General features: G+C 67.6%; 26 protein-coding genes. 14 read left to right on the top strand and 12 right to left on the bottom strand.

Features of this window, described 5'->3' with window-relative positions:
- Nucleotides 1-80: 80 nt before the first annotated feature.
- From IEG05_RS05450 to IEG05_RS05440, 3 genes are all read right to left on the bottom strand, one after another.
- Nucleotides 81-671 (bottom strand): nucleotidyltransferase family protein, encoded by a 591-nt coding sequence (locus IEG05_RS05450; RefSeq protein ID WP_046617851.1) that lies wholly within the window; start codon nucleotides 669-671, stop codon nucleotides 81-83.
- Entirely contained in the window at nucleotides 664-1641 is a 978-nt protein-coding gene (locus IEG05_RS05445) for an XdhC family protein (RefSeq protein WP_046617849.1), read from the bottom strand. The genes IEG05_RS05450 and IEG05_RS05445 overlap by 8 nt, the downstream gene beginning before the upstream one ends.
- 72 nt (nucleotides 1642-1713) lie before the next feature.
- Nucleotides 1714-2280 (bottom strand): DJ-1 family glyoxalase III, encoded by a 567-nt coding sequence (locus IEG05_RS05440; protein ID WP_046617848.1) that lies wholly within the window; start codon nucleotides 2278-2280, stop codon nucleotides 1714-1716.
- Nucleotides 2281-2411: 131 nt separating this feature from the next.
- Between IEG05_RS05440 and IEG05_RS05435 the strand changes: the two genes are divergently transcribed.
- The 3 genes from IEG05_RS05435 (at nucleotide 2412) to IEG05_RS05425 (ending at nucleotide 6470) form a co-directional block, all read left to right on the top strand.
- Nucleotides 2412-3707 carry an NCS2 family permease gene (locus tag IEG05_RS05435; protein WP_046617847.1) on the top strand — a complete coding sequence of 432 codons (1296 nt, stop codon included), beginning with the start codon at nucleotides 2412-2414 and terminating at the stop codon, nucleotides 3705-3707.
- A 207-nt stretch (nucleotides 3708-3914) separates the two neighbouring features.
- The gene (trmA, locus tag IEG05_RS05430; RefSeq protein WP_191121730.1) at nucleotides 3915-5003 is read left to right on the top strand and encodes a tRNA (uridine(54)-C5)-methyltransferase TrmA; all 1089 of its coding nucleotides are present in this window, start codon (nucleotides 3915-3917) and stop codon (nucleotides 5001-5003) included.
- Between the two features lie 72 nt (nucleotides 5004-5075).
- Complete coding sequence (locus IEG05_RS05425; protein ID WP_046617845.1) at nucleotides 5076-6470, top strand: MBL fold metallo-hydrolase; 1395 nt, start codon at nucleotides 5076-5078, stop codon at nucleotides 6468-6470.
- Between the two features lie 142 nt (nucleotides 6471-6612).
- Here IEG05_RS05425 and IEG05_RS05420 read toward each other — a convergent pair whose 3' ends face one another.
- Nucleotides 6613-8214, bottom strand: coding sequence for a 2Fe-2S iron-sulfur cluster-binding protein (locus tag IEG05_RS05420; protein ID WP_046617997.1), 1602 nt, complete (start codon nucleotides 8212-8214; stop codon nucleotides 6613-6615).
- Nucleotides 8215-8354: 140 nt separating this feature from the next.
- Between IEG05_RS05420 and IEG05_RS05415 the strand changes: the two genes are divergently transcribed.
- From IEG05_RS05415 to IEG05_RS05390, 6 genes are all read left to right on the top strand, one after another.
- Nucleotides 8355-8762 (top strand): DUF1924 domain-containing protein, encoded by a 408-nt coding sequence (locus IEG05_RS05415; RefSeq protein ID WP_003302072.1) that lies wholly within the window; start codon nucleotides 8355-8357, stop codon nucleotides 8760-8762.
- Between the two features lie 10 nt (nucleotides 8763-8772).
- Nucleotides 8773-9297 carry a diheme cytochrome c gene (locus IEG05_RS05410; protein ID WP_003302071.1) on the top strand — a complete coding sequence of 175 codons (525 nt, stop codon included), beginning with the start codon at nucleotides 8773-8775 and terminating at the stop codon, nucleotides 9295-9297.
- 150 nt (nucleotides 9298-9447) lie between these two features.
- A complete protein-coding gene (locus tag IEG05_RS05405) occupies nucleotides 9448-10008 on the top strand; it encodes an RNA polymerase sigma factor (protein WP_003302070.1) in 561 nt (186 codons plus the stop codon).
- Complete coding sequence (locus IEG05_RS05400; protein ID WP_003302068.1) at nucleotides 10001-10429, top strand: anti-sigma factor family protein; 429 nt, start codon at nucleotides 10001-10003, stop codon at nucleotides 10427-10429. Before IEG05_RS05405 ends, IEG05_RS05400 begins: the two co-directional genes overlap by 8 nt.
- Complete coding sequence (locus IEG05_RS05395) at nucleotides 10426-10890, top strand: periplasmic heavy metal sensor (protein WP_046617844.1); 465 nt, start codon at nucleotides 10426-10428, stop codon at nucleotides 10888-10890. Before IEG05_RS05400 ends, IEG05_RS05395 begins: the two co-directional genes overlap by 4 nt.
- Nucleotides 10891-10982: 92 nt before the next feature.
- Complete coding sequence (locus IEG05_RS05390; RefSeq protein ID WP_003302065.1) at nucleotides 10983-11465, top strand: hypothetical protein; 483 nt, start codon at nucleotides 10983-10985, stop codon at nucleotides 11463-11465.
- Nucleotides 11466-11478: 13 nt separating this feature from the next.
- Here IEG05_RS05390 and IEG05_RS05385 read toward each other — a convergent pair whose 3' ends face one another.
- The 6 genes from IEG05_RS05385 to IEG05_RS05360 all read right to left on the bottom strand — a co-directional run bounded on the left by IEG05_RS05385 (nucleotide 11479) and on the right by IEG05_RS05360 (nucleotide 17490).
- Nucleotides 11479-13629, bottom strand: a complete 2151-nt coding sequence (locus IEG05_RS05385; RefSeq protein WP_003302063.1) for an LTA synthase family protein — start codon at nucleotides 13627-13629, stop codon at nucleotides 11479-11481.
- An 11-nt stretch (nucleotides 13630-13640) separates the two neighbouring features.
- Nucleotides 13641-14069: a diacylglycerol kinase gene (locus IEG05_RS05380; protein ID WP_046617841.1), complete on the bottom strand. Its 429-nt coding sequence runs from the start codon at nucleotides 14067-14069 to the stop codon at nucleotides 13641-13643.
- Nucleotides 14059-14778: a lipopolysaccharide kinase InaA family protein gene (locus IEG05_RS05375; RefSeq protein ID WP_041014917.1), complete on the bottom strand. Its 720-nt coding sequence runs from the start codon at nucleotides 14776-14778 to the stop codon at nucleotides 14059-14061. The genes IEG05_RS05380 and IEG05_RS05375 overlap by 11 nt, the downstream gene beginning before the upstream one ends.
- Nucleotides 14779-14780: 2 nt before the next feature.
- Complete coding sequence (locus IEG05_RS05370; protein ID WP_041014918.1) at nucleotides 14781-15458, bottom strand: class I SAM-dependent methyltransferase; 678 nt, start codon at nucleotides 15456-15458, stop codon at nucleotides 14781-14783.
- Nucleotides 15459-15539: 81 nt separating this feature from the next.
- Complete coding sequence (locus IEG05_RS05365) at nucleotides 15540-16817, bottom strand: sensor histidine kinase (protein WP_090519378.1); 1278 nt, start codon at nucleotides 16815-16817, stop codon at nucleotides 15540-15542.
- Entirely contained in the window at nucleotides 16807-17490 is a 684-nt protein-coding gene (locus IEG05_RS05360; RefSeq protein WP_003302056.1) for a response regulator transcription factor, read from the bottom strand. Before IEG05_RS05360 ends, IEG05_RS05365 begins: the two co-directional genes overlap by 11 nt.
- A 108-nt stretch (nucleotides 17491-17598) precedes the next feature.
- Here IEG05_RS05360 and IEG05_RS05355 point away from each other — a divergent pair, with 108 nt between their 5' ends.
- Both IEG05_RS05355 and IEG05_RS05350 read left to right on the top strand, forming a co-directional pair.
- Nucleotides 17599-19557, top strand: coding sequence for an LTA synthase family protein (locus IEG05_RS05355; protein WP_191121729.1), 1959 nt, complete (start codon nucleotides 17599-17601; stop codon nucleotides 19555-19557).
- 117 nt (nucleotides 19558-19674) lie between these two features.
- The gene (locus IEG05_RS05350) at nucleotides 19675-20337 is read left to right on the top strand and encodes a phosphatase PAP2 family protein (RefSeq protein ID WP_376752123.1); all 663 of its coding nucleotides are present in this window, start codon (nucleotides 19675-19677) and stop codon (nucleotides 20335-20337) included.
- Between the two features lie 77 nt (nucleotides 20338-20414).
- Here IEG05_RS05350 and IEG05_RS05345 read toward each other — a convergent pair whose 3' ends face one another.
- Nucleotides 20415-20828 (bottom strand): hypothetical protein, encoded by a 414-nt coding sequence (locus IEG05_RS05345; RefSeq protein WP_224742695.1) that lies wholly within the window; start codon nucleotides 20826-20828, stop codon nucleotides 20415-20417.
- 155 nt (nucleotides 20829-20983) lie between these two features.
- Nucleotides 20984-21925, bottom strand: a complete 942-nt coding sequence (locus IEG05_RS05340; RefSeq protein WP_046617995.1) for an SdiA-regulated domain-containing protein — start codon at nucleotides 21923-21925, stop codon at nucleotides 20984-20986.
- A 77-nt stretch (nucleotides 21926-22002) separates the two neighbouring features.
- Between IEG05_RS05340 and IEG05_RS05335 the strand changes: the two genes are divergently transcribed.
- The 3 genes from IEG05_RS05335 to IEG05_RS05325 all read left to right on the top strand — a co-directional run bounded on the left by IEG05_RS05335 (nucleotide 22003) and on the right by IEG05_RS05325 (nucleotide 24632).
- Nucleotides 22003-22392, top strand: coding sequence for a YkvA family protein (locus IEG05_RS05335; RefSeq protein ID WP_061337042.1), 390 nt, complete (start codon nucleotides 22003-22005; stop codon nucleotides 22390-22392).
- A gap of 121 nt (nucleotides 22393-22513) precedes the next feature.
- Nucleotides 22514-23203: a thermostable hemolysin gene (locus IEG05_RS05330; RefSeq protein WP_023445713.1), complete on the top strand. Its 690-nt coding sequence runs from the start codon at nucleotides 22514-22516 to the stop codon at nucleotides 23201-23203.
- A complete protein-coding gene (locus IEG05_RS05325) occupies nucleotides 23187-24632 on the top strand; it encodes an AMP-binding protein (protein WP_023445712.1) in 1446 nt (481 codons plus the stop codon). Before IEG05_RS05330 ends, IEG05_RS05325 begins: the two co-directional genes overlap by 17 nt.
- The last annotated feature ends 10 nt before the right edge of the window (nucleotides 24633-24642 follow it).

The following is a 24642-nucleotide window of genomic DNA, read 5'->3' as shown; positions in this document are numbered from 1 at the left end:
TCTCGCCGCGAACGGCGTGGCGCTGCGCTGACCGGCCGATTGATTCGTGCAGGTTTTGGTAGTCGCTACGGCGATGGTCTTCAGGCCTGCCGGCGATCATCGGGATGGTCGACGTCCTGCAGTACACCGGGATCGTTCAGGGCGAGCTCCAGTACCGGGTGCGCCGCGAAAAGCACCTGAGCACCGCGATCACCATCCAGCTGCAGCAGCGCATCGCGATGGGCGCTGCCGATGCCGCGCGGATGGCCAGGGCGGCCGTCATAGGTCGGCACGATCAGGTTGTCCTCACGGATAGCCGCCGCGATCTCGCGCAGGGTCCGCGGCTGCACATAGGGCATATCCGCCAGCGCCACCAGCCAGCCACGCGCCGCCGGCGCGTGGGCCACGGCCTGCGCGAGGCTGTGGCCGAGCCCGCGGGTTTCCAGCACAAGCACCTCGCAATCGGCAGCGTTGGCGCTCAGCCAGTCGCGCAGAGGCAGATTGTCTGCACGGGTCACCACCAGCAATCGTTCGGCGACACTGCGAAGGTTGGCCAGCGTGGCCGCCAGCACCGGCGGCGAAGACGCAGCAGCCAGGCTGAGCGCCAGCAGCTTGTCCGCACCACCGGCAGCTCGATAACGACTGCCCTGCCCCGCAGCCAGAACGATGGCGCAAACGCCCGCTTCAGGCACAGCGCTGTTGTTCCGGCAACGCCTGGCTGACCAGGGCGCCGTTTTTCAGCGCCACCACCTCGGCCATCAAGGACAGCGCGATTTCCGCCGGTGTACGGCTGCCGATGGGCAAGCCGATGGGGCCGTGCAACCGCTGCACCTGGCGCTCGCCGAGGCCCAGCGAGAGCAGGCGCGCCTTGCGCTTCTCGCTGTTGGCCCGCGAGCCCAGAGCGCCGACGTAGAAGGCTTCGGACTGCAGCGCGGTGAGCAGCGCCATATCGTCCAGTCTTGGATCGTGGGTCAGCGCGACGATGGCGGTGTGCGCATCCGCTTCGATGGCCAGCACGGCATCGTCCGGCATGCCGGGGACAAAGCGCACCGCCGCCGCGTCCCAGTCGTGGGCATAGCCTTCGCGCGGGTCGCAGATCAGTACTTCGAAGCCGAGGCCATGTGCCAGGTCGGCGACGTAGCGCGACAGCTGCCCGGCGCCGATCAGCAGCAGGCGCCAGGCCGGGCCGAATGGCGCGCGCAGGGTATGCCCGTCGAACTGCAGCGCGGCGTCGCGGCCGGCGGCGTGCAGCGTTACAGCGCCACTGGCGATATCCACGCAGCGCAGCAGCCGTTCATGCCCGGCGCAGCGCCGCAGCAGCTCATCAATCCAGCCGGCATCGCACAGCGGCTCCTGCAGCAGGCGCAGGGTACCGCCGCAGGGCAGACCGAAACGTGCGGACTCTTCCTTGCTCACGCCGTAGGTGATCAGCTGGCAAGCCTGCGGTGGCTCGTCGGCCATGACCCGCGCAAGTAGATCGTCCTCGACGCAGCCACCGGACACCGAGCCTTCTACCCGGCCATCACCGCGCAGCGCCAGCAGCGAGCCAACCGGGCGCGGCGCGCTGCCCCAGGTTTCCAGCACCGTGTAGAGCACCACGGGATGGCCGTCACGCAACCAGTCGCGGGCCCGTCGCAGTACCGCCAGATCGACACTGTCCATTGATCTCCTCGGATTCAGCCCATTGCTGCCAGGATTCCCGGCAATGCAAGGAGTGACCGATCCGAGGCGAGGTTAGTTCGTCGTTGCCGGCACCAGCATGGCGTCCGCCACCTCACGGCGCTTGCCGCGACCGGCCAGACGCTCCACCAGGGTCAGGGCGAATTCCAGAGCGGTCGCCGGGCCCTGGCTGGTGATGCAGTTGCCGTCCACCACCACCGGCTGGTCAAGGAAATGCGTGCCGGTAAGGTTGTCGCTCATGCCCGGATAGCAGGTCACCTGACGGCCCTTGAGCACGCCGTAGGGGTGCAGCGCCACTGCCGGCGCGGCGCAGATCGCGGCGAAATCGAGATAGGCACGGGCCTGCTGGCGTACGCGCTCGGCCAGTGGCTCCAGCTCGCCAAGGGTCTTCGCGCCGGGCATGCCGCCGGGCAGCACGATCAAGTCGAAGTCCTGCGCCAGCACGTCGAGCAGCATGGCGTCGGCGGTGATCCGGGTACCGCGCGCGCAGATCAGCATGCGCCGCTCTTCGGCACTGGCCACCAGTACCTCGAACTCGGCACGCCGTAGCACGTCGATCAGGGTGACGGCCTCCAGGTCTTCGGAACCGTCGGCGATCGGAATCAGGACTCGTTTGCTCATGGCCTTCACCTGCTCAATGGAAATTCAACCGCGCTGCCGCCCGGTGTAAGATGCGCGGCTTTTGCGATGACACCCGAATCGCCCGCCAGAGGCGACAGCCCTCACACTGACCGGCACATAGAGGATCGACCATGCTGGAAAAGCTATTTCAACTCAAGGCGCACAACACCACGCTGCGCACCGAGGTCCTGGCCGGTATCACCACCTTCCTGACGATGGCCTACATCCTCTTCGTCAACCCGAGCATCCTCGCCGAAACCGGTATGGATCACGGCGCGGTGTTCGTTGCCACCTGCCTGGCCGCGGCCATCGGCTCGGCGATCATGGGCCTGGTTGCCAACTACCCGATCGCGCTGGCGCCGGGCATGGGCCTGAACGCCTTCTTCACCTACACCGTCGTGCTGACCATGGGTTACACCTGGCAGACCGCGCTGGGTGCGGTGTTCCTCTCGGGCGTGATCTTCTTCGGCCTGTCGATCTTCAAGATTCGCGAGTGGATCATCCACAGCATTCCGCTGGCCCTGCGTGCCGGCATTGCCGCGGGCATCGGCCTGTTCCTGGCGATCATCGCGCTGAAGAACGCCGGCATCGTCGTCGACAACCCGGCCACTCTGGTCGGCCTCGGTGACCTCAGCGCCGGCGGCCCGCTGCTGGCCTGCCTGGGCTTTTTCCTGATCGCCGCGCTGGCCTATCGCCAGGTCACCGGTGCGGTGATGATCGGCATTCTGGTGGTAACCGGCCTGTCGATCCTGCTCGGCCTGTCGCAGCTCAACGGCGTGATGTCGATGCCGCCGTCGCTGGCGCCGACCCTTATGCAGCTGGACATCATGGGCGCGCTGGATATCGGCCTGATCAGCGTGATCTTCGCCTTTCTCTTCGTCGACCTGTTCGACACCTCCGGCACCCTGATCGGCGTGGCGCAGAAGGCCGACCTGCTGGACAAGGACGGCAAGATGCCGCGCCTGGGCCGCGCCCTGCTGGCCGACAGCACCGCAACCATGGCCGGCGCCGCGCTGGGCACCTCGACCACCACCAGCTACATCGAATCCGCCGCCGGTACCGCCGCCGGTGGCCGCACCGGCCTGACCGCCTGCGTGGTCGCCCTGCTGTTCCTGCTCAGCCTGTTCTTCGCCCCGCTGGCCGGTGCCGTGCCGGCCTACGCCACCGCGCCGGCGCTGCTGTTCGTAGCCGTGCTGATGATGAGCAGCCTGGCCAGCATCGACTGGGACGACCTCACCGTCGCCGCGCCGGTCGTGGTTGCCGCGCTGGCCATGCCGCTGACCTTCTCCATCGCCAACGGCATCGCCTTCGGCTTCATCGCCTGGACGGCGATCAAGCTGCTGGCCGGCCGCTGGCGCGAGCTGAGCCCGGCGATGTGGATTCTCTCGGCGCTGTTCGTGGTCAAGCTGGGCTGGTTCGCCGGCTGATCGCAGCGTAGGGTGGATGACGCCTCACCATCCACCAGGTCGCGCAGAAGGTGGATGAGAAAAGCGTCATGTGCGCGCCCCGATCCACCCTACGAATAGCGATCCGCAACATGCGTTAATTCGCGGCAAGGCCGCCCCACGGAGCGAATTACTGTGGGAGCGGCCGGCGCCGTAAAGCTCCTCAAACCTCTGCACGAAGCCCCCGCCATGCCGCTGCCCAAGCTCGACCCCGCCCAATACGATGCCCAACTCGCCGAGAAAGCCGCCCGGCTGGTGGAACTGCTGGCGCCGTTCGATGCACCGGCACCGGAAGTCTTCGACTCGCCCCGTGAGCATTACCGCCTGCGCACCGAATTCCGCCTGTGGCGCGAAGAGGGCCAGCGCCACTACGCGATGTTCGAGCAGGGCGACAAGCACAAGGCGATTCTGATCGACGACTTCCCCATCGCCAGCCGTCGCATCAACGAGCTGATGCCACAACTGAAAGCCGCCTGGCAGGCGTCGGAAGTGCTCAGCTTCAAACTGTTCCAGGTCGAATTCCTCACCACCCTGGCCGGCGATGCGCTGATCACCCTCGCCTACCACCGCCCGCTGGACGAGGCCTGGAAGGCCGAAGCCGAGCAGCTCGCCGCCAACCTCGGGGTCAGCCTGGTCGGCCGCTCCAAGGGCAAGCGCATCGTCATCGGCCGCGATTACGTTGAAGAAGCGCTGGTCGTCGCCGGACGGACATTCCGCTATCGCCAGCCCGAGGGCGCCTTCACCCAGCCCAACGGCGCGGTCTGCCAGAAGATGCTGAACTGGGCCTTCGACGTGCTCGGTGAGCGCGACGACGACCTGCTCGAACTCTACTGCGGCAACGGCAACTTCACCCTGCCGCTGGCCACCCGCGTGCGCCGCGCGCTGGCCACCGAGATCAGCAAGACTTCGGTCAACGCCGCGCTGGCCAATATCGCCGACAACGGCATCGACAACATCGAGCTGGTGCGTCTTTCCGCCGAGGAGCTGACCCAGGCGCTGAACGAGGTGCGGCCGTTCCGCCGCCTGGCCGGCATCGACCTGAAGAGCTACGACTTCGGCAGCGTTTTCGTCGACCCGCCGCGCGCCGGCATGGACCCTGACACCTGCGAGCTGACCCGCCGCTTCGAGCGCATCCTCTACATCTCCTGCAACCCGGAAACCCTGGCGCAGAACATCGCCCAGCTGGCCGATACCCACCGCATCGAGCGCTGTGCGCTGTTCGACCAGTTCCCCTACACCCACCACATGGAGTCCGGGGTGCTACTGGTTCGCAAATGATCGCCGAGTGAACGTCGGCCACCCGTCGACGTTCCACATCCGTAACCATTCAGCCGTTACGGAGGTGCAACCATGCTGGTCTTCGAGCCGATCTATACCGACGGCCTGGCGCAGATTTCCTACCTGGTGGGCGACAGCAAGGCCGCAGTCGCCGCAGTGATCGACCCGCGACGCGACGTCGATATCTACCTCGATCTGGCCCGCGAGAAAGGGCTGCGCATCGCCTATGCCATCGAAACCCATATCCATGCCGACTTCGTCTCCGGTGCCCAGGCGCTGGCCGAACGCAGCGGCGCCGAGATCATCGGTGGCTGCTCGGCGGACTACGGTTTCGAGCTGCGTCAGGCTGCCGACGGCGAGGTGCTGGAACTCGGCCAGGTCAGCCTGGAAATCATCTACTCGCCCGGCCACACGCCGGAACACATCTCGCTGCTGCTGCGCGACGGCCAGCAGGGCGATGAGCCCTTCGCCCTGTTCACCGGCGACACCCTGTTCAACCTCGACGTCGGCCGCCCCGACCTGCTCGGCGAGGACAGCACCAAGCAACTGGCCGCCCAGCTCTATGCCACGCTGTTTACCCGCTACCTGCCGCTCGGTGAGCGCGTCGAGATCTACCCGTGTCACGGCGCGGGCTCGGCGTGCGGCAAGTCGATCGGCGACCGGCGGCGCTCCACGCTTGGCAACGAGTTGTTGTTCAACCCGGCGCTCAACCAGCGACGCAACGAAGCCGAATTCATCGACTGGCTGCTCAGCGGCATGCCCGAGCCGCCGCGTCACTATGCACGGCTGAAAAAGCTCAACGTGCGCCCGGCCACGCGCATGCACGGGCCGATGCTGCCAATGCCGCTGTCGCCGGAAGAGTTCGCCGAGCGCAGCGCCGACCACAGCGCCGTGCAGCTGGTGGACCTGCGCTCGATCCTCGCCTTCGGCGGCGGCCATGTGCCCGGCGCGCTGAACATCGCCCTGCAGAACGAATTCGTCAGCTGGGCCGGCTGGATGCTCGACGATCAGCGACCGATCTACCTGATCGGCGAGGACAGCGAGCAGATCCACCAGGCCACGCTGCAGCTGTATCGGATCGGTCTTGATCGGGTGGAAGGCTATCTGCGCAACGGCATGACCGACTGGCAGAACGCAGGCCTGCCCCTGGCCAATGTCGGCCAGTGGACGGTGCACGAGCTTAACCGCCGCCGCGACGATACCGAGGTCCAGGTACTCGACGTGCGCGCCCCCGAGGAGGTCGAGCAAGGCCGCGTACCCGACGCCCGCCACGCCTTCGTCGCCCATCTGCCCGAAGGACTGGAGCAACTGGACAAGAACAGGACCGTGGCAACCTATTGCGGCAGCGGCTACCGCGCCTCGATTGCCGCCAGCATCCTCAAGCGCCAGGGCTTTCGCCACGTGGTGAACGTGCCCGGCTCGTGGATCGCCTGGCAGAAGCAGGATCTGCCGGTGGCGGAGCGCTAAGCCCGCCGCGGGGTAACCCGCCAAGGGTGGAAAACGGCCGACGGCCTTTTCGACTGCCCGGGCGCTTCCGCCCGCCGGATAAAGGCTATGCCGTTATCCGGCGGACGCTGCGTCAAATCATGCAAACCAGGGCCTTTTCATCTCAGTACTCCACCTGCAATTCGGCGCTGCGCGGTTCGGCCTGGCAGGCCAGCGCCCAGCCCTGGCGCACCTCGCTTTCGCTCAGCACCTGATTGCTGCGCATGCTCACGCTGCCCTCCACCACCCGGCACTTGCAGGCGGCGCAGACACCCGAGCGGCAGGCGCTCGGCGGTTGCAGGCCGGCCTGTTCCATGGCTTCCAGCAGCACCTCACCGCGCGGCACGTCCAGCTCGTGACGGCGACCGTCGAGCGCGACCCGCAGGCGGCTGCGGCGACCGCCCGGTGCGGCCGTCGGCGCTGCGGCGGCAAAGCGTTCCAGATGGATGCGCGCCGCATCCACACCCAGCTCGCCCAGCGCGGCACCGGCAGCATCCATGAACGGTTGCGGCCCGCAGATGAAGGCGTCGGCCACCGTCCAGTCAGCGATCTTCGCGGCAATCGCCGAGCCGCTCGGCACACCCTGTTCGGCATCAAGCCAGATGCGCAGCTGCAGACGCTCGGGGTAACGCGCAGACCACTCGGCCAGCTCCTCAGCAAAGATCAGCGAGGCAGCATCGCGGCTGGCATAGAACAGCCGTACCTGCCCGCTGCCCTCGACCAGCGCGGCCTGCAGGATCGCCATCAGCGGCGTGATACCGCTGCCGGCGCCGAGCAGCAGCAGATCGTCATCCAGGTTGCGCGGCACGAACACGCCGGCCGGCGGCAGCGCCTCGATGCAATCGCCCGCCTGCAGATTGTCCAGCAGCCAGTTCGACGCGCGGCCGCCGGGCACCCGCTTGATGGTGATGCGCAGCGCGCCATCCGCCTGCGGCCGCTGCGACAGCGAGTAGCAGCGCAGCAGCGCCGGCTCGGCGCCGGGCACCTTCAGCGTGAGGAACTGCCCCGGCTGCGCGGTAAAGCGGGCGCGCTGGGCGGCCGGTACCTGCAGGGTGAACGAGCAGCTGTCGGCGGTTTCGGCCTGGCGTGAGGCGATGCGCAGACGGGTGAATTCACCGGCAACCGGCGTCGGCGACGATGCGAGCGAGGTCGCCACCGCAGTTGCAGCCGGCGCCGCGGCCGAAGCCGAAGCCGAAGGTGCAGTCGAAGCCGGCCCCGACTTGGGCACGCCACGCAGCATCGGCCACACCGACTTGCGGCGGAACAGCAGCACATAGCCGACATGCAGGCCGATCAGCCACAGCCCCAGATTGGCGAAGAACTCGTGCACTTCCTCGGCATCGCCCATCCAGCCGATGAAATCGATGTCGCTGGCGGCGCCGAAGACATCCGGCCCCACGCCCGGCAGGGCGGCCAGCACATCGCCGTTGTCGACCATACCCAGGCCGACCACGCTGGCAATGGCGAAATTGCCCAGCGCGCCGACCGTCAGCCACTTGCCGACGCTCGACAGGCCCGGCTTGCTCCGCTGGCCCTTCGGCGGCAGCAGCTGTGGGAAGCCGCGCAGGCGCAGCGGCACGATCAGCAGGCGCCACACCAACAGCGCCACCAGGCCGTAGCCCAGCCAGATATGCAGCGTCTCGGCGTCGTCACCGCTGAGGTAGGCGCCAAGAAAGAAACCGGCCAGCAGCCAGTGGAACAGACGGAAACGATTGAAAGCAGCCACGACGGCGATCCTCATTGAATGGATGCCGCCTTTGTATTCCTGCGAGCTGAAACGAAACTGAACGCCGCCAGCCGCTGCGGTTCAGCTTGGCGTAAGGCGGCGCGCCTAGGCTGCACTCATTCCCAACCGGAGAGCGCACCATGAAAGCCCGCTGGATCATCCTCCTGTCCTGCTGCCTGAGCCTGCCCGCCCTGGCCGAAACCGAACACCCACTGCTGCCCGGCTACGCCGCCCAGGCGCGTCAGGAGAATCCGAACTTCGCCGGTTTCTCCGCCGAGCGCGGCAAGGCGCTGTACTTCGCCGAGGAGCAGCGCAACGGCAAGACCATGAGCTGCACCACCTGCCACACCGCCGACCCGCGTCAGCCCGGCAAGACGCCGGCGCACCGCAAAGTCGATCCGCTCGCCCCGGCAGCCAACCCCGAGCGCTTCACCGACCTGAAGAAGGTCGAGAAATGGTTCCGCCGCAACTGCGACGACGTCTACGCCCGTGAATGCACCGCGCAGGAAAAAGGTGACTTCATCAGCTGGATCGACAGCATCAAATAAGGAGCCTGCCATGAAGATCGCACCCCTCGCTGCCGTCGCCGGGCTGGGCCTGACCCTGGTACTGGCCGGCCTCAGCTTCGCCGATGACGACGACCATCGAGAGCGCAAGGGCTACAAGCGGCCCAAGCGCCTGACGGTACCCAGCGACGCACCGCTGGTGTGGAAGGAAGAATGCGCGGCCTGCCACATGCTCTATTCTCCCGGCCTGCTGCCTGCCGATGCCTGGCGCGAGCAGATGCGCACCCTGGGCGATCACTACGGCAGCAACGCGTCGCTGGACCCGGTGCAGGAAAAGGAAATCCTCGACTTCCTGGTCCGCGCCTCGGCCGCCAACCGCCTACCGGTGGAGCCGTCACCCACCGCCGGCGAGCCGCCACGCATCAGCCAGACGCGCTGGTTCGAGCACAAACACGACGAGCTCAGCGAAGCCAAGTTCGCCCGCGAGTCGGTCGGCGGCCGCTTCAACTGCGTGGCCTGCCATCGCGACGCGGAAAAAGGCGACTTCGACGAGGACCGGGTGAAGATTCCGCGCTGAGACAAAAATAGCCGGAACATTTCGCCAACCGTTGCGTTATATCCCTGCGGCAACCCGGCCGGCAGCGCACGGGCACCGGTAAAAACCGAGGCGTTGGCAACGCAGCAGGTTTTAGCGGCGCCCTGCGCGGTCAACCCAGACGAGCGCTTAATGAACGACAGCGAACAGGACCTCATCCAGCAGGCCGCGCGTGGTGATCGCCAGGCGTTCGGCACGCTAGTGCGCGTCCATCAGGCGCGGGTCTTCCACTTCCTCCGTCGCCTGCTCGGCAGCGCCGACGAGGCCGCTGACCTGACTCAGGAAACGTTCATCCGCGCCTTCCAGGCGCTGCCCAGATGGCGCCCGGAAGCACGCTTGCAGACCTGGTTGCTGCAGATCGCACGCAATGCCGCGCTGGATACGCTGCGCCAGCGGCAACGCTACGTCGACGTGGCGCCGGAGGAACTGGCCGAGCCGGTCGATCCAGCGCCATCGCCGCTGAGCCGACTGCAGGCCGGTCGCGATCTGGCATTGCTGGAACGCTTGCTAGCCCGCCTGCCCCACGAACAGCGCGAGATCCTGCTGCTGCGCGAGGTGGAGGGGCTGGCCTACGACGAACTGGCCGCCACGCTGCAGCTCGCCGCCGGCACCGTCAAGTCGCGCCTGGCACGCGCCCGCGAGGCGCTGCTGCACGGCTATCGCCAGGCCAACGGAGGCACCCTCGATGACTGAGCATCTGGACATGGCGATCCTGTCCGCCTACCTCGACAACGAACTCGACGCCGCCGCACAGCGCCACGCCGCCGCCCACCTGGCGGGTTGTCCGCAGTGTCGCGCCACCCTGGCCGAACTCGACGGGCTCGGCCAGGGCTTGCGTGCGCTGGCCTGCCCGGAGTTGCCGGCCGAGTTGCAGGCGCGTCTGCAGCGGCCCTTCGCGCCGCCGCCCGTGCGCAGCTGGTGGGCCCGGCACTGGGCGCAGGGTATCGGCGCCGCGGCGTCGGTCCTGCTCGGCCTGCTGCTCGGCTATGCCCTGCCCGGCCAGCCGCCGGGCAGCTCACCCAGCCACGACCTGCTCGCCGTCCTCGGCAGCACCCCACCCGGCGCGCTCTGCGCGCGCCCCGAATTCTGCTACCTGAAGGTAAACCTGAAATGAGCAACACCACCCTGCGCAATGCCCTGGTCCTGTCCGTGCTGGTCAACGTCGGCGTGCTCACCGGCCTTGGCTGGCAGAAACTCAGTCGCGATGGCCTGCCGATGCCCTCCGGCGCACCGACCGAGCTGTCGCGCGAGCTGCAACTGAGCGCCAGCCAGCTGCAGCGCTGGCACGATGCCGAGGCGCCGTTCCTGGCCTACCTGCGCGCCTCCAACGCCAGCCTCGGCGAACACCGCAACCGGCTGATCGAGGCGATCTTCGCCGAACAGGTGGACCGCACGGTGATCGACGCCGAGCAGGCGAAGATCGCCGAACTGCAGAACGAACAGCAGCGCCTGCTCATCGACCAGCTGCTGCAGGAGCGCGAGATCCTCGAACCGCAGCAGCGCGCGCGGCTCGCCCAGGTGCTCACGCAGCAGTCGTTCGGCGCCGACAGCATCGAGCAATTGCACCGCAAATGACGGATTGCACGGCGCGATGGAACAAAACCGTCGCGCCTGCGTTAGAACATCAGGAGCCGCACTTCGCCGGCTCGCTCAATGGAGTTCTATCGATGATCCGCAAACCCCACGCTCTCGCCCTCGCCATCATCCTCGCCGGCACCCTCGGCCACGCCGGCACCAGCCTCGCCGCCACCAGCCATGACCACGGCCACGGCGAAGGCGCGCCGGCGCTGCAACTCGATGCCGGCAAGCGCTGGGCCACCGACGCGCCGCTGCGCCAGGCAATGGGCACCATCAACAACGATATGCGCCAGGCGCTGCCGGCGATCCACGAAGACCGTCTGCCCGCCGCCCGCTACGGCGAACTGGCCGAGACGGTGCGCGGCCAGGTCGCCTACATGGTGGAGAACTGCAAGCTGAGCGCCGAGGCCGACGCGCAGCTGCACCTGATCATCGCCCAGCTGCTCGCCGGTGCCGACGCCATGAGCGGCGCCCCGGCCGGTCAGCGCGACGGCGCGGTGACGGTGGTCGGCGCGCTGGGCGACTACGCCACTTACTTCGCCGACGACAGCTTCAAGCCGCTGGAACACTGATCGACCGCCGCGCTCAACCCTTGTCCGGCCGTGCCGGCGGGGCCGCTTTCACCGCGAGCGGCACCTCGGCGGCCACCGCTTCCGACTCGCCCTCGCCGCTGCGATCTCCGCTGGTGTTGGCCAGCAGGCTGGCGGTGGCGGTCTGCAGGTAGGCGTGCAGCTGGCGCAGCAGCTGCGGCTGATCCTCGGCAGCGGCGATCCGCTCGCCAGCCGGTTCACCGCCCAGGCGATAGCGATACAGCCGCGCCGGCTGCTCCTTGGGCTGTACCAGCACCCGATCACCGCGGATCAGCGCCACGGTCTGGTCGCTGCCCGACGGCTTGACGATGCCGAAACCCGGATCGTCCGCCGGCAGGCTGAGCAAATCGCGGCCCCAGCATTGATGACGCACCTCGCCACCGAGGCGGCCCATGATGGTCGGCACCACGTCCACCTGCGTACCGACCACCTCGCGACGGCTGCCGAAACGCTCGGTGACGCCCGGGGCGATCAGCAGCAGCGGCACGTGGAAGCGCAGCAGGTCCATCTCGGTGACTTCCTCCGGCGCGCCGAAACCGTGGTCGCCGACCACCACGAACAAGGTCTGCTTGAACCAAGGCTGGTTACGCACCTTGTCGAAGAACTGCCCCAGCGCCCAGTCCGAATAACGCATCGCCGTCAGATGCTGATCCAGCGCGCCATGCCCCTCGACAGCAGCGACCGGCAACTGCTCGGGCAGCGCATACGGCGTGTGGTTGGACAGCGTCTGCAGCAGCGCATAGAACGGCGCGCCATTATCCAGCTTGCCCAGCTCCTCGGCGGCGCGGGTGAACATGTCCTGGTCGGAAACGCCCCAGGTCGGGTCGGAAACCACCGGATTCACGTAGTCGTTGCGGCCGACGAAGCGCTTCATGCCCTGGTTGCCGAAGAACCCCGCCTGGTTGTCCCAGGCGAAATCGCCGTTGTAGACGTAAACGTCGTCGAACGCCCGCGCACCGAGCAGCTGCGGCAGGCCGGAGAAGCGATGGCCGCCTTCGGGCGTCTGCATCAGGTACTCGAAGCCCGGCAGGTTGGGAAAGCAGGCCATGCTGGCGAACATGCCCTGGTGGGTGTGGGTGCCGTTGGCGAAGAAGCGCTCGAACAACAGCCCCTCGCCGGCCAGGCGGTCGAAGTTCGGCGTGATGCCGTCGGCACTGCCGAGCGCGCCGACATAGCGGCCGGCGAAGCTCTCCATGAGGATCACCACCACGTTGCGCACCGCCAGCTGGCCGTCCGCCGGCGGCTGGAAGTCACGGCGCACCGGCGCCAGCTCGGCGTCCACCAACCGGTCGTTGGCGGTCAGCAGCAGCTCGCGGGTGATAGCCTGCGCATCCGCCACCGGCAGTGTCGCCTTCCAGCTATTGTCGCGGTGGCTGGAAAAGCGGTTCTTCGCCGCGTCATACAGCGACAGTGTCGCGTTCAGGCCGAGGTGATTGGCGAACATCGACTCGGTGGTAAAGGCATCGCCCCAACGCAGCGGCGGTCCCTGGCGCAGCGTGCCGCGGGCAGCCACCACGCAGACCAGTATCAGCACGCCGAATACCGCCGCGCGGGTATACCAGGCCGAGCCGCGGCGGCGCGCGCCGGTCTCGCGCACAGCCGGCGCGCCACGGGTCAGCCGCTCCAGCCAGCCGAACAGGGCGTACATCGCCGCGCTCGCCACACCCCAGCTCGCCAGCAGTTGCAGTACCGGGAAGCCGTGCCAGAGCATGCTCAGCACCGTCGCCGGGTCTTCCTGCAGGTACTGGAACACCAGACTGTTCAGGCGCTGATGGAACTCGCGATAGAAGTTCAGCTCGATCAGCCCGAGCAGGATCGTCAGGCTGGCACACACACTCAACCACAGCCGCAGCAGGCCCCGGGCGGCCATCATGCGCATGCTCAGCACGCCGAGCAGCAGTGGCAGCAGGATGTACACCGTTACCCGCAGGTCGAAGCGCAGGCCGTTGCCGAACGCCTCGACGAAGCTGGCAAGCGGCGTGCTGCCGATCAGTTCGCGGTTGAACAGCAGCAAGCCCAGCCGCAGCAGCGCAAAAAGCGCCAGCAGGGCCAGCGCACTGGCGAACGTGAAGCGCAGGTGCGCGGCCAGGCAATTGAAGCCGGACGCCGGGCGCTCTCGAGCAGGGCGTCGCAAAGAGGAAAGCATGGGTACGTCCTTCAGGGGATGAGGATCACCGCCCAGACCAGACCGATCAGGCACAGCGCCAGCAATTGCGCGGCGCTTCCCATGTCCTTGGCCTGTTTGGCGAGCGGATGCAGTTCGAAAGAGATGCGGTCGACCGTCGCCTCGATGGCCGAGTTGAGCAGTTCGACGATCAGGCCGAGAAACACCACGGCAATCAGCACGGCGCGCTCGACGCGGCTGACGTCGAACAGAAACGCCAAGGGAATCAGCAGCAGATTCAGCAGCACCAGCTGGCGAAACGCCGCTTCGCCTCTATAAGCGGCCTTGAGACCTGCAGCCGAATAGCCGGACGCGTACCAGATGCGCGCCAGTCCGCTGCGCCCCTTCAGCGCCGCACCGTCGGCCGGCACGTCGACGCTGGCCACGGCATCGGTAGCCGCGCAGGTCGGCTCAGATGACATCGCAGCGCAACTCGCTGAAGGTGCGGTGGGCGGCCAGTAATCGTTGCCAGTCCTGTTCCGGCATGGCCTGGCGATGACGCTTGAGCTGGCGCAGGTCATGCCGTGCCGCGGCGCTACGCCGCAAACGGCGACGACTCTTTTCCAGATCGAGCAGCGCGACTTCGACGCTGGCCGCGTCACCTTCACCCTGAACCCTGATGAAGATGTGCTTGGGGTAGCAGCAGCCATGCTGCCAGCGTGCCTGGTGGATGCGACCGAGGCTAATTCCGACCGCTGTCAGCATGCGCTCCTGTACCGTCGGACCGAAGCGCCCCCCCAAGTCCTGTTGATACCAGTCCTCCAGGCTGACGAAGCCTTCCAGCTCCGCCGTCACCAGCAGCGCCTGCCACTGCCCGGCCTGTTGTCGCGTGCCGCAGTAGACCAGTTCCGGCACCTGCACGCCGAGCCGGGCGAATGCTTGCAGCGCCTGCAATTCGCGCAGCACCGTGGGCCGGCCGAACGGATGCAGCAGCGAGCGATACAGGTGGCCAATCTGCCGTTTGCAGTACAGCAGCGGCTGCTGCGGATCGCGCAGCCGTATCCGTTGCACACCGCTTTCGCCGGCGCGGCGCTGGTTAGGTTCCTCGACCCATTCGCCCTGGGTGTTCCACCAGCGCTGGAAGGTGCTGGTACGCGCTTCGCGGGCCGGCAGTACGAGTGGTCGGCTCATGTTCAACCCCGCTTGCGCAGCACGTAGACCCGCCACATGGCGTAGCCCGGGAGGAAGTCATTGCGGTCGAGGATGTCGAAGCCGGCCTCGGCGAATTCCGTCTCGATCACCGAGCGCGCGACGACGAAGCGGTTCTGGTTGTCCTTTGCCGGCCGGCGACGCTCCAGGCGCTTGCGCTTCCAGGCCTTGTAGTTGCCATCGACCCACAGCGAGACGATCAGCGTGTCACGGGTGACGCGGTGGAACTCACGCAGCATCGCCAGCCGGTGCTCCGGGTCGGCGATGTGGTGCAGTAGGCGCATGCAGAAGATGTTGTCTACCGCGTTGTCACCCATGTCGATGGCGAAGGCGGAGGTCTGAAAGGTCTCGACCCGCTTGAGCACTTCCAGCGAATGCGCCGATTCGGCGATCGCCAGCATGTCGGCGGAGTTGTCGGCGGCAAAGATCATCCGGCTTGGGTGCTCGGCCAGCAGCGGCCAGAAGCGCCCGGCGCCGCACGGCAGGTCCAGCACCAGATCAGGATCGCCGGCGATCTTCAGTGCGCGGCGCGCCATCTGCTCGTCACGCCAGTGCGACAGCCGCCGGGCCGGGCCATCCTGATGCTTGTGCAGGTATTCGTAGGCGTGCTGGCGGTCGTACTTGCGCGAGAACTCCAGTTCGATAGGGCTCGATGTGGTCATGGCGGGCATTCCGGTTGGAAACGGAACGCCAAACTAACCAGGCAGACATCAAGGGCACGTCAACGGAATGTGAAAAAAACGTCAAACCGCGCCGTCATGAAAGCGCACCTGAAAACAGCTGCCCTGCGGTTGCCGCGGCACCACACCTACCTGCCAGCCCTGGTGCGCGCAGATCCGCTTGACCAGCGACAACCCCAGCCCCAGCCCTTCGCCGCGCCCCTCGGCACCCCGCACGAACGGCTGGAACATGCGCTCCTGCTCCGCCAGGGGAATGCCCACGCCGCTGTCCTCGACGCGAAAGCCACCTTCGTCGAGGACCAGCCGCACCGTGCCGCGGTCGGTGTAATGCAGTGCGTTGCGCAGCAGGTTAGACATCACCGTGCCGAGCAGGGTGTGGTTGTAGACGCCGCGGTCCTCGCCCTCCTCCAGCAGCTCGAAGGCCAGGCCCTTCTCCGCCAGCAACGGTGCCCAGCGCTCGCTCTGCTCGGTCGCCACGCTCCGCAAGCTGGCGTCGCCGGCCAAGGACGTCTGTTGCGGACGCGCCCGCGCCAGCATCAGGAAGGTTTCCACCAGCTCGTGCATTTCCCGCGCGGCGCGCTGGATGCGCGCCAGCGGTCGCTGCGCAGCTGGCGACAGCTCGGCCTGCTGCTCGAGCAGCTCGCAGGCGCCGAGCACCACCATCAACGGGGTGCGCAGTTCATGGCTGACATCGGCGGTGAATAGCCGCTCGCGCTCCAGGGTCTGGCGCAGCTGGCCGAGGGTGCTGTCGAACGCCGCGGCCAGATGGCCGACCTCGTCATCGGGATACTGCAGGGCCAGCGGCGGCGCCAGCGGATGCAGTTGGTCGCGGTGGCGCACCTGGTTGGCCAGGCGACTGACCGGCGCCAACACCCGGTTGGCCATCAGCCGCCCCAGCGCCCAGGCGCCGAGCACGCTGAGCAGAAAGCCGGCCAGCACGACGTTGAACAGCGCATCTTCACGGGCCTCGAACTCGTGCTGCTCCCGCACCAGCACGTAGCGGTCAGCGCCGACATTGCGCACATAGACGTAGTAGGCATCGTCACCGCGAACCAGCTCGGTGAACCCCTCACCGAGCCCGGCAAACGCCTTTGGCATCGGGTGCTCGGGCAGATGCGAGGCGAAGAAGTGGGTGCTGGTGTCCAGCTGCGGTGTCCGTCCCTTTGGCAGGTCCTCGTTGAGCACGATGTCCAGGTGGCGACTCAGCTCCTCGGTGACCAGCTGCTCCTCGATGAAGTGCACGACGCCGACGATGCCGAGGGCGAACGCACCGCTCACCACCAGCGTCATCAGCGTGAAGGCGATGACGATCCGCCGCGCCAGCGGCTGCTTAGCGAGCATCGCAGTCCTCCGCCAGGCGGAAGCCAAGGCCGTGCACGGTATGCAGCAACGGCTTGGCGAACGGCTTGTCGAGCACCTGGCGCAACTGGTGGATATGGCTGCGCAACGCATCGCTGTCCGGCACGTGATCACCCCAGACGGCATCTTCCAGCGCTTCGCGGCGCACCACCGCCGGGCTGCGCTGCATGAGGATCGCCAGCAGCTTGTGGCCGATAGGGTTGAGGCGAATCGGCTGGCCACCACGACTGGCCTCTAGGGTGTCCAGGTCGTAGCAGAGATCGGCCACCTGCAGCTGCCGGCGACGCGATCCCTGGCAGCGACGCAGGATCGCCTCGATACGGGCAACCAGCTCGGACAGCGCGAAGGGCTTGATCAGATAGTCGTCGGCACCGGCCTGCAGCCCCTTGATGCGGTCAGGCAGGGCATCGCGGGCGGTGAGCATGATGATCGGCGTATCACGCCCGGCATCGTCACGCAGGCGCTTGCACACCTGCAGTCCGTCGATGCCCGGCAGCATCAGGTCCAGCACGATCAGGTCGTAGTCCTGGGTGGCGGCCAGGTGCAGACCGCTGAGGCCATCCTGCGCGCAGTCGACCACGTAGCCCTTGAGCTCGAGGTAATCGAGCACGTTGGCCAGGATGTCGCGGTTGTCTTCGATGACGAGAATGCGCATATCGGTTCGCTAGCAGGCAAATGACGGAATTTTCACGCCTTCTTTACGAAGGGCTCACAGGCGGGTGCGCAGACTTCGGCGCGTTCGTCCTTAGCCGTGGATCATACGATGCCTTTTCCCCGACATGCTCAGCTTCGTTATCTCGCCCTGCTTCTGGGCCTCTGGCTCGGCACCTTCGTGCTGACCCGCTCGGCGTTGCTCGTCGCGCACTGGCAGGAGGCGACCGCCGGCCCGCTCGACATCCTGCGCATCTATGCCGAAGGCGCGATCTACGACCTGGCCTACCTGGCCTTTGCCGCCGTGCCGCTGGCGCTGTATCTCGCGCTCTGCCCGCGAAAGATCTGGGCCAGCCGCTGGCACCGCTTCGGCCTGCGCCTGCTGCTGGTGCTGAGCCTCTACGCGATGCTGTTTACCGCGGTGGCCGAGTGGCTGTTCTGGGACGAGTTCGGCGTGCGCTTCAACTTCATCGCAGTGGATTACCTGGTCTACTCCGACGAGGTCATTCACAACATCATGGAGTCCTACCCGCTCTTCACCCTGCTCGGCCTGCTCGCCGCCCTGGCCCTGGCTCTCGGCCTGGCCCTGCAGCGGCCGGTCAGCCGCGCCCTTGCCGCGCCGAGCCTGCCCTGGCGCGGGAGCCTGGCGACGCTGGCCGGCGTAGCGGGCCTGGCACTGGCCGCGGCCCTGGTGGTTGGCCAGGACTTTCCGCGCGGCAGCGGCGGCAACGCCTACCAGCGCGAGCTGGCGAGCAACGGCCCGTTCCAGTTCTTCGCCGCCTTTCGCAACAACGAGCTGGACTATCCGCAGTTCTACGCCACTCTGCCCGACGCCGAGATCGGCAGCCGCCTGCGCCGGGAAGTCGCCGAGCCGAATGCGCGCTTCCTCGGCAAAGACCCGCTGGACATCCGCCGGGCGATCGACAACCCCGGCCAGCCACGTCATCTGAACGTCGTGCTGGTGACCATCGAGAGCCTCAGCGCCAAGTACCTGGGCAGCTTCGGCGACGCGCGCGGGCTGACCCCCAACCTCGACGAGCTGCGCAAGCACAGCCTGACGTTCACCAAATTCTATGCCACCGGCACGCGCACCGACCGTGGCCTGGAGGCGATCACCCTGTCCGTGCCGCCGACCCCGGGGCGCTCGATCGTCAAGCGCATCGGTCGCGAGAGCGGCTTTGCCAGCCTCGGCCAGCAACTCGGCGCCCAGGGTTACGACAGCGTGTTCCTCTACGGTGGGCGCGGCTATTTCGACAACATGAGCGCCTTTTTCGGCGGCAACGGCTACCGCGTGGTCGACCAGAGCAGCGCCGACGAAGCGGACATCCACTTCAAGAATGCCTGGGGCATGGCCGACGAGGACCTCTATGCCCTGGCCATGCGCGAGGCCGATGCCGACCACGCCGCCGGCAAGCCGTTCCTGCTGCAGCTGATGACCACCTCCAACCACCGCCCCTACACCTACCCGGACGGCCGCATCGACATTCCCTCGGGCGATGGCCGCGAAGGTGCGGTGAAGTACACCGACTACGCCATCGGCCAGTTCCTCGACAAGGCGCGGCGCAAGCCCTGGTTCAAGGACACGCTGTTCGTCTTCGTCGCCGACCATACCGCCGGCAGCGCCGGCTCGCAGGACCTGCCGGTGGCCAACTACCACATTCCGCTGTTCGTCTACGCGCCGGGTCTGGTCGAGCCGCGCGAGTTCACCGGGCTGGCCAGCCAGATCGACCTGGCCCCGACCCTGCTCGGCCTGCTGAACATGGACTACGTGTCGACCTTCTTCGGCCGCAACCTGTTGCGCGAGGATGCCGCGCCGGGACGCGCACTGATCGGCAACTACCAGCACCTGGGCCTGTTCGACGGCCAGGACCTGGCGATCCTCAGCCCGCGCCTGCAGGTACGCCGGCATGACGAGGCGCTGCGCTCGAGCCGCGAATCCGAGGCGCCGCTGAGCGACCCGCTGGTGCAGCGCGACATCGCCTACTACCAGGGCGCGAGTCACAACTACCGCCAGGGCCTGCTGAGCTGGCGGGCGCCAGCACCGCACGCCGATCAGCTCAGCCAACCCTAGACCGACCCGGCGCCCGACCAGGGCGCCTCTGGAGTTCCGATGCCCCGCCTACCCGACCGCTGCGAAAGCAGCCGCCCGTACAATTTCGTCCTTGGTTTCGGCGTGCCCGCCGCGCTGATGCTGGCACTGCTGATCGGCGACCCCAGCGAACTCGACTTCGCCTTCTCCCGGCTGTTCTACGAGCCGGGCGTCGGTTTCGTCGGCCGACACAGCTGGCTGCTCGAGGACTTCCTGCACGACCGCGTCAAGCAGGCGGTGATCGTCATCGGCGTGCTGGCCATCGCCGGCTTTCTGGTCAGCCTGCTGCCGACGCGCCTGGCGCGCTGGCGCCGTTCACTGGGTTACCTGGTGCTGGCACTCGGCGTGTCGACCAGCATCGTCACCCCGCTCAAGGCCCTGACCGGCGTGCATTGCCCCTGGAGCCTGACCGACTTTGGCGGCCAGGAGACCTTCACGCCGCTGCTGGCCGAACGCGCACCTACGCTCAAGCCCGGTCGCTGCTGGCCCGGCGGGCACGCCTCGGCGGGCTTCTCACTGCTGGCGCTGTTCTTCGTGTTGCGCGACCGCCGCCCGCGCCTGGCGCGCTACGCGCTGGGGCTGGCACTGGGCCTGGGCACGGTGATGTCGCTGGGCCGGGTCATGCAGGGCGCGCACTTCCTCTCGCACAACCTGTGGACGCTGCTGTTCGACTGGACGATCTGCCTGGCCTGCTACCGCCTGGTGCTCTATCGGCCGGCGCCGGTTCTGCAAGGTGCCGTCGCCGTCGAGCCCGCGCTCTAGTCAGCCGCCGGAAACGACAAAGGCGCAGGGTGCGGTTGCCCCTGCGCCTTTTTTTCGTCTGGACCTCAGCCGCTGGCTCAGCGATGGAAGGCCTCGGCCCGGTCCTGGTCGACCTGATGACGCCACTCGCGGTCACGCTGGCGCTGCCAGGCATCGCCACGCCGCGACGGCAGGCCACCGCTGCCCAGCGGCAGCGCCTCGCACTGGCGATAGCCGTCATCCCAGCCCTGCGCATAGAGCGGCTGGCTCAGGTAGCGCGACACGTCCTTGCGAAATGCGGCCATGGCGCCGGCGGCCTGGCGGCCGCTGCTGCAACCGGCGCCATAGCCCTCGAGGTAGGCCGGCGGATAGCCGTCGCCGGCGGGCTGGCCGGGGTCACTCTGACAGCCCACCAGCACCAGTGCGGCGAACAACAGCGCCCGCGGCGCAGCGGCAGGCCGCCCCGCGCGAGACCGGGTCGAGGAGCAATCAGGCAAGCGGCGCATGAGCATCGAATCACCCTGCAGGAGGCGACCGCACGCAGGCAGCGCGCGGCATCCGAGGCAGTCTGCGCGGGGCGCCGTCAGGGTTCCGTCAAACCGGCGTGAATGAAACGTGAAGCCGCGGGCGCCGGCCTGCCACTCGACCAGCGGCGAGGCCGCTGGCTTCAGCCCTCGCGGCGAAAGCTGTAGAACAGGTTCGGTTCGCTGACTACGTATAGCGTGCCGTCATTGTCGATCGTCACGCCTTCGGGCTGCGGTGCCGAGCGTTTCAGATCGCTGAACAGGCCGTTGAGGCTGCGGTAGCTGAGCATCCGCCCGTCGCCGCTGAGCTCCATCACCAGATGCGACTCGTCGCTGAGCAGAATCAGGTGGCCGGTGGCGGCATCGAAGTGGATGTCCGAGAGGTCGGTGGCGAACACCTGGCCCGTGATCCAGTCGCTGCGGTCGCGCACCTTCAGCTGCAGCCCCCCGTCGAGGCTTGCCGCCACGCCATCGACCTCGTAGAGCTGGCGCGGGTCGCGCTCTTTGACGATGAACATGCGGTCGCCCGCGGCATCGTAGGTCACCCCTTCGAAACCCTTGTTGCCGTTGAGGTTGATGCCCAGGGAAAAGAACCTGGCCTCGGCGCTGTCGATGGTGCGCGGCACGGACGGCAACTGGAAGATGCTCACCTGCTGGGCCCGTTCGTCGGACACCGCCACGCGCCCGCCGCCCATGTAGGTGAGGCCTTCGATGTCGCCAAAACCCTGCAGCGGATAGCGCTCGAGCAGCTCGCCGGTCTTGCTCAGCGCGACGATTTCGGTCGGCCCGCCGTTGACCACGCCCAACAGGCGGTCAAGGTCGGTGTCATAGGTGATGGCCGACAGGTTGCGTGCGATGCCCTCGATCGGCTTGGCGTCGATCTGCACCCGGTAGGCGGGCAGCCAGCGATTGGCGACGCCCTGGTCGGTGACGTTCATCTGCCGGGTCAGGTAGAAGTACAGCCGCTCGTCCCAGTGCAACGCCACACCGACGCCCAGGCCGACCAGCAGCGCCAGCAGGCCGAACAGCCGACGCCGGCCGAACCGCAGCTTCAGGCGTTGCCCGGGGTAAAGGGAGATCTGCATCATCGTGGTACTTCCTCGTCCTGGCGCCGCCAGTTCTGTTCGGTAAGGAGCGTCCAGTGCCCGTGCTGTCCCGTTTCATGGCCCGCCTGCAAGGCTGGGCCCGTGCCCTCAAGCGCGACGTCATGGCGCTCTGGTTCTGCGCCCGCCACCCGGCGCTGCCCTGGTGGCTGCGCCTGCTGACCCTGGCCATCGTCGCCTACGCCCTGAGCCCGATCGACCTGATCCCCGACTTCATTCCGCTGCTCGGCTACCTCGACGACCTGCTGCTCCTGCCGCTGGGCATCTGGCTGGTACTGCGCCTGACGCCGCCGCAGGTGCTGGCCGAAAGCCGTGAGCAGGCGCTGGCCTGGGAGGCACGGCGTGCGGCCCGTCCGACCAGTCGCGCCGGTGCCGTGGCAGTCGTGCTGATCTGGCTGCTCGGCGCCGCGCTGGCCGGCTACTGGCTGCTCGGGCAAGGCCGACCATAACCAGCACCTTGTGAAAAAAACGTAACGGCCGAGCGCCGCCAGAACAGCGCTCGCCGCTTAAGACTGCCTTAAGTTTGCCGCCGCAGACTCCAGCCCAGATTCCTGAACCGAGGTTCCCCGAATGGAACTCCCCTGGGTTGATCACACTGACGTACTGGCACGCATCGGCCGCGAGCGGCCGATGACCCTGCAACTGGCCCAACCCGATCAAGGCGAGCGCCGCATGGCGCTGGAAGCCTTCATCCACCAGCGCTTCGCCGAGCACTACGGGGCGCACGTGAAGCACTTCATGCCCTGCCTGCTTGGCCTGCACGACGAAGACGGCACCGTGCAGGGCGCGGTCGGCCTGCGCAGCGCGCGGCGCCGCCCGCTGTTTCTCGAGCGTTATCTGGACGCACCGATCGAAGAGGCCGTCAGCCTGCGCAGCGGCCGGGCGATCCCCCGCGAGGAGATCGTCGAGGTCGGCAACCTGGCCGCCTTCGGCAATGCCTCGGCACGCCTGTTGATCGTCGCGCTGACCGACCTGCTGGTCGCCCAGGGCTTCCGCTGGGTGGTGTTCACCGGTACTCCGGCGCTGCTCAACAGCTTCCAGCGTCTGGCGCTGACGCCGCTGCCCCTGGGCCTGGCCGATCCGGCACGAATGGGCGACGAGCTGCCGGACTGGGGCAGCTACTACGCCAGCCGCCCGCAGGTGATGGCCGGCGAGATCCTGCCCGGCCACCAGCATCTGCTGCAGCTCGGCGTGTACGCCAGGCTTGGCTATCAGCCGCTGTTCGATACCAGCGAGGTGCCCCATGCAGCCTGCAGCTGAACGCTTCTGGACGGCCCTTGAACAGCACAGCGGTATTGCCCTGAGCGAGGGCACGCGCCAGCTGAGCTATGCCGAACTGCGCCACGAGGTCGCCGCCCGTGCCAGCCGGCTCGAAGCGCTCGGCGTCGCGCGCGTCGCGCTGGCCCTGGACAATGGCCTGGAATGGGCGCTGTGGGACCTCGCGCTGCTGCGCGCCGGGCTGGTCTGCGTACCGCTGCCGGGCTTTTTCTCGCCGGCGCAGCAGGCGCACGTGCTGGAGCACGCGGGCATCGATTGCCTGATCGGGGCGACCCCGGCACCGATCGAGCGCAGCAGCTTCACCGCCCAGGAGCCCGGCCTGTACCTGCGTCAGCCGGGCGCCGTCACCGCGGTGCCGCCCGGCACCCTGAAAATCACCTATACCTCCGGCACCACCGGCCAGCCCAAGGGCGTGTGCCTGGATGCACGCGCACAGCTCGCGGTGGCCGAGAGCCTGTGGCAGGCCAGCCTGCCCTGCGCGGTGGAGCATCACCTGTGCGTGCTGCCGCTGGCGACCCTGCTGGAAAACATCGCCGGGCTCTACGCACCGTTGCTGGCCGGCGCCCGCGTCGAGCTGCGGCCGCTGGCCGAGGTCGGCTTCAGCGGTGCGGCGGGATTCGATCTGCCGCGTTTTCTCGGCACGCTCAACGAGAGCCGCCCGCACAGCCTGATCCTGCTGCCGCAGCTCTTGCTGGCGCTGATCAGCGCTGCCGAGCAGGGCCTGCCGCTGCCACCGGCGCTGCGCTTCATCGCGGTCGGCGGTGGCCGCGTCGCGCCGCAACTGCTCGAGCGTGCCGAGCGTCTCGGCCTGCCGGTGTTCGAGGGCTACGGCTTGTCCGAATGCGCCTCGGTGGTCTGCCTGAACACTCCCGTGGCACGGCGCATCGGCACGGTCGGCCGACCGTTGCCACACGCCGAGCTGCGCTTGGCCGACGATGGCGAGGTACTGGTGCGCGGCCCGCATATGCTCGGTTATCTCGGCGAGCCGCCGCTGACGGGCGACTGGCTGGCGACCGGCGACCTCGGCCATTTCGACGACGGCTTCCTGGTCCTGCATGGGCGCAAGAAGCACCAGTTCGTCACCGCCTACGGGCGCAACGTCAATCCCGAATGGGTGGAGGCCGAGCTGATCCAGCAGGCGCCGATCGCCCAGGCCTGGCTGCATGGCGAGGCGCTGGCGCAGAACGTCGCGGTGCTGGTGCCGCGACGCGCCGAACTCGGCGATGCCGAGCTGCAGGCGGCAGTCGAACGGGTCAACGTCGGCTTGCCGGACTACGCCCGCGTGCACCACTGGCTGCGCGCCGCCGAGCCCTTCACCGCCGGTAACGGCCTGGCCACCGCCAACGGCCGGCTGCGCCGCAACGCCCTGTTCAACCATTACCAATCGGCGATCAACGCCCTTCTGTCCTGACTTTCGAGGT

This window comes from Stutzerimonas kunmingensis (genome assembly GCF_014764705.1).
Taxonomy (GTDB): domain Bacteria; phylum Pseudomonadota; class Gammaproteobacteria; order Pseudomonadales; family Pseudomonadaceae; genus Stutzerimonas.
This window is presented reverse-complemented; position numbering and strand designations above follow the sequence as displayed.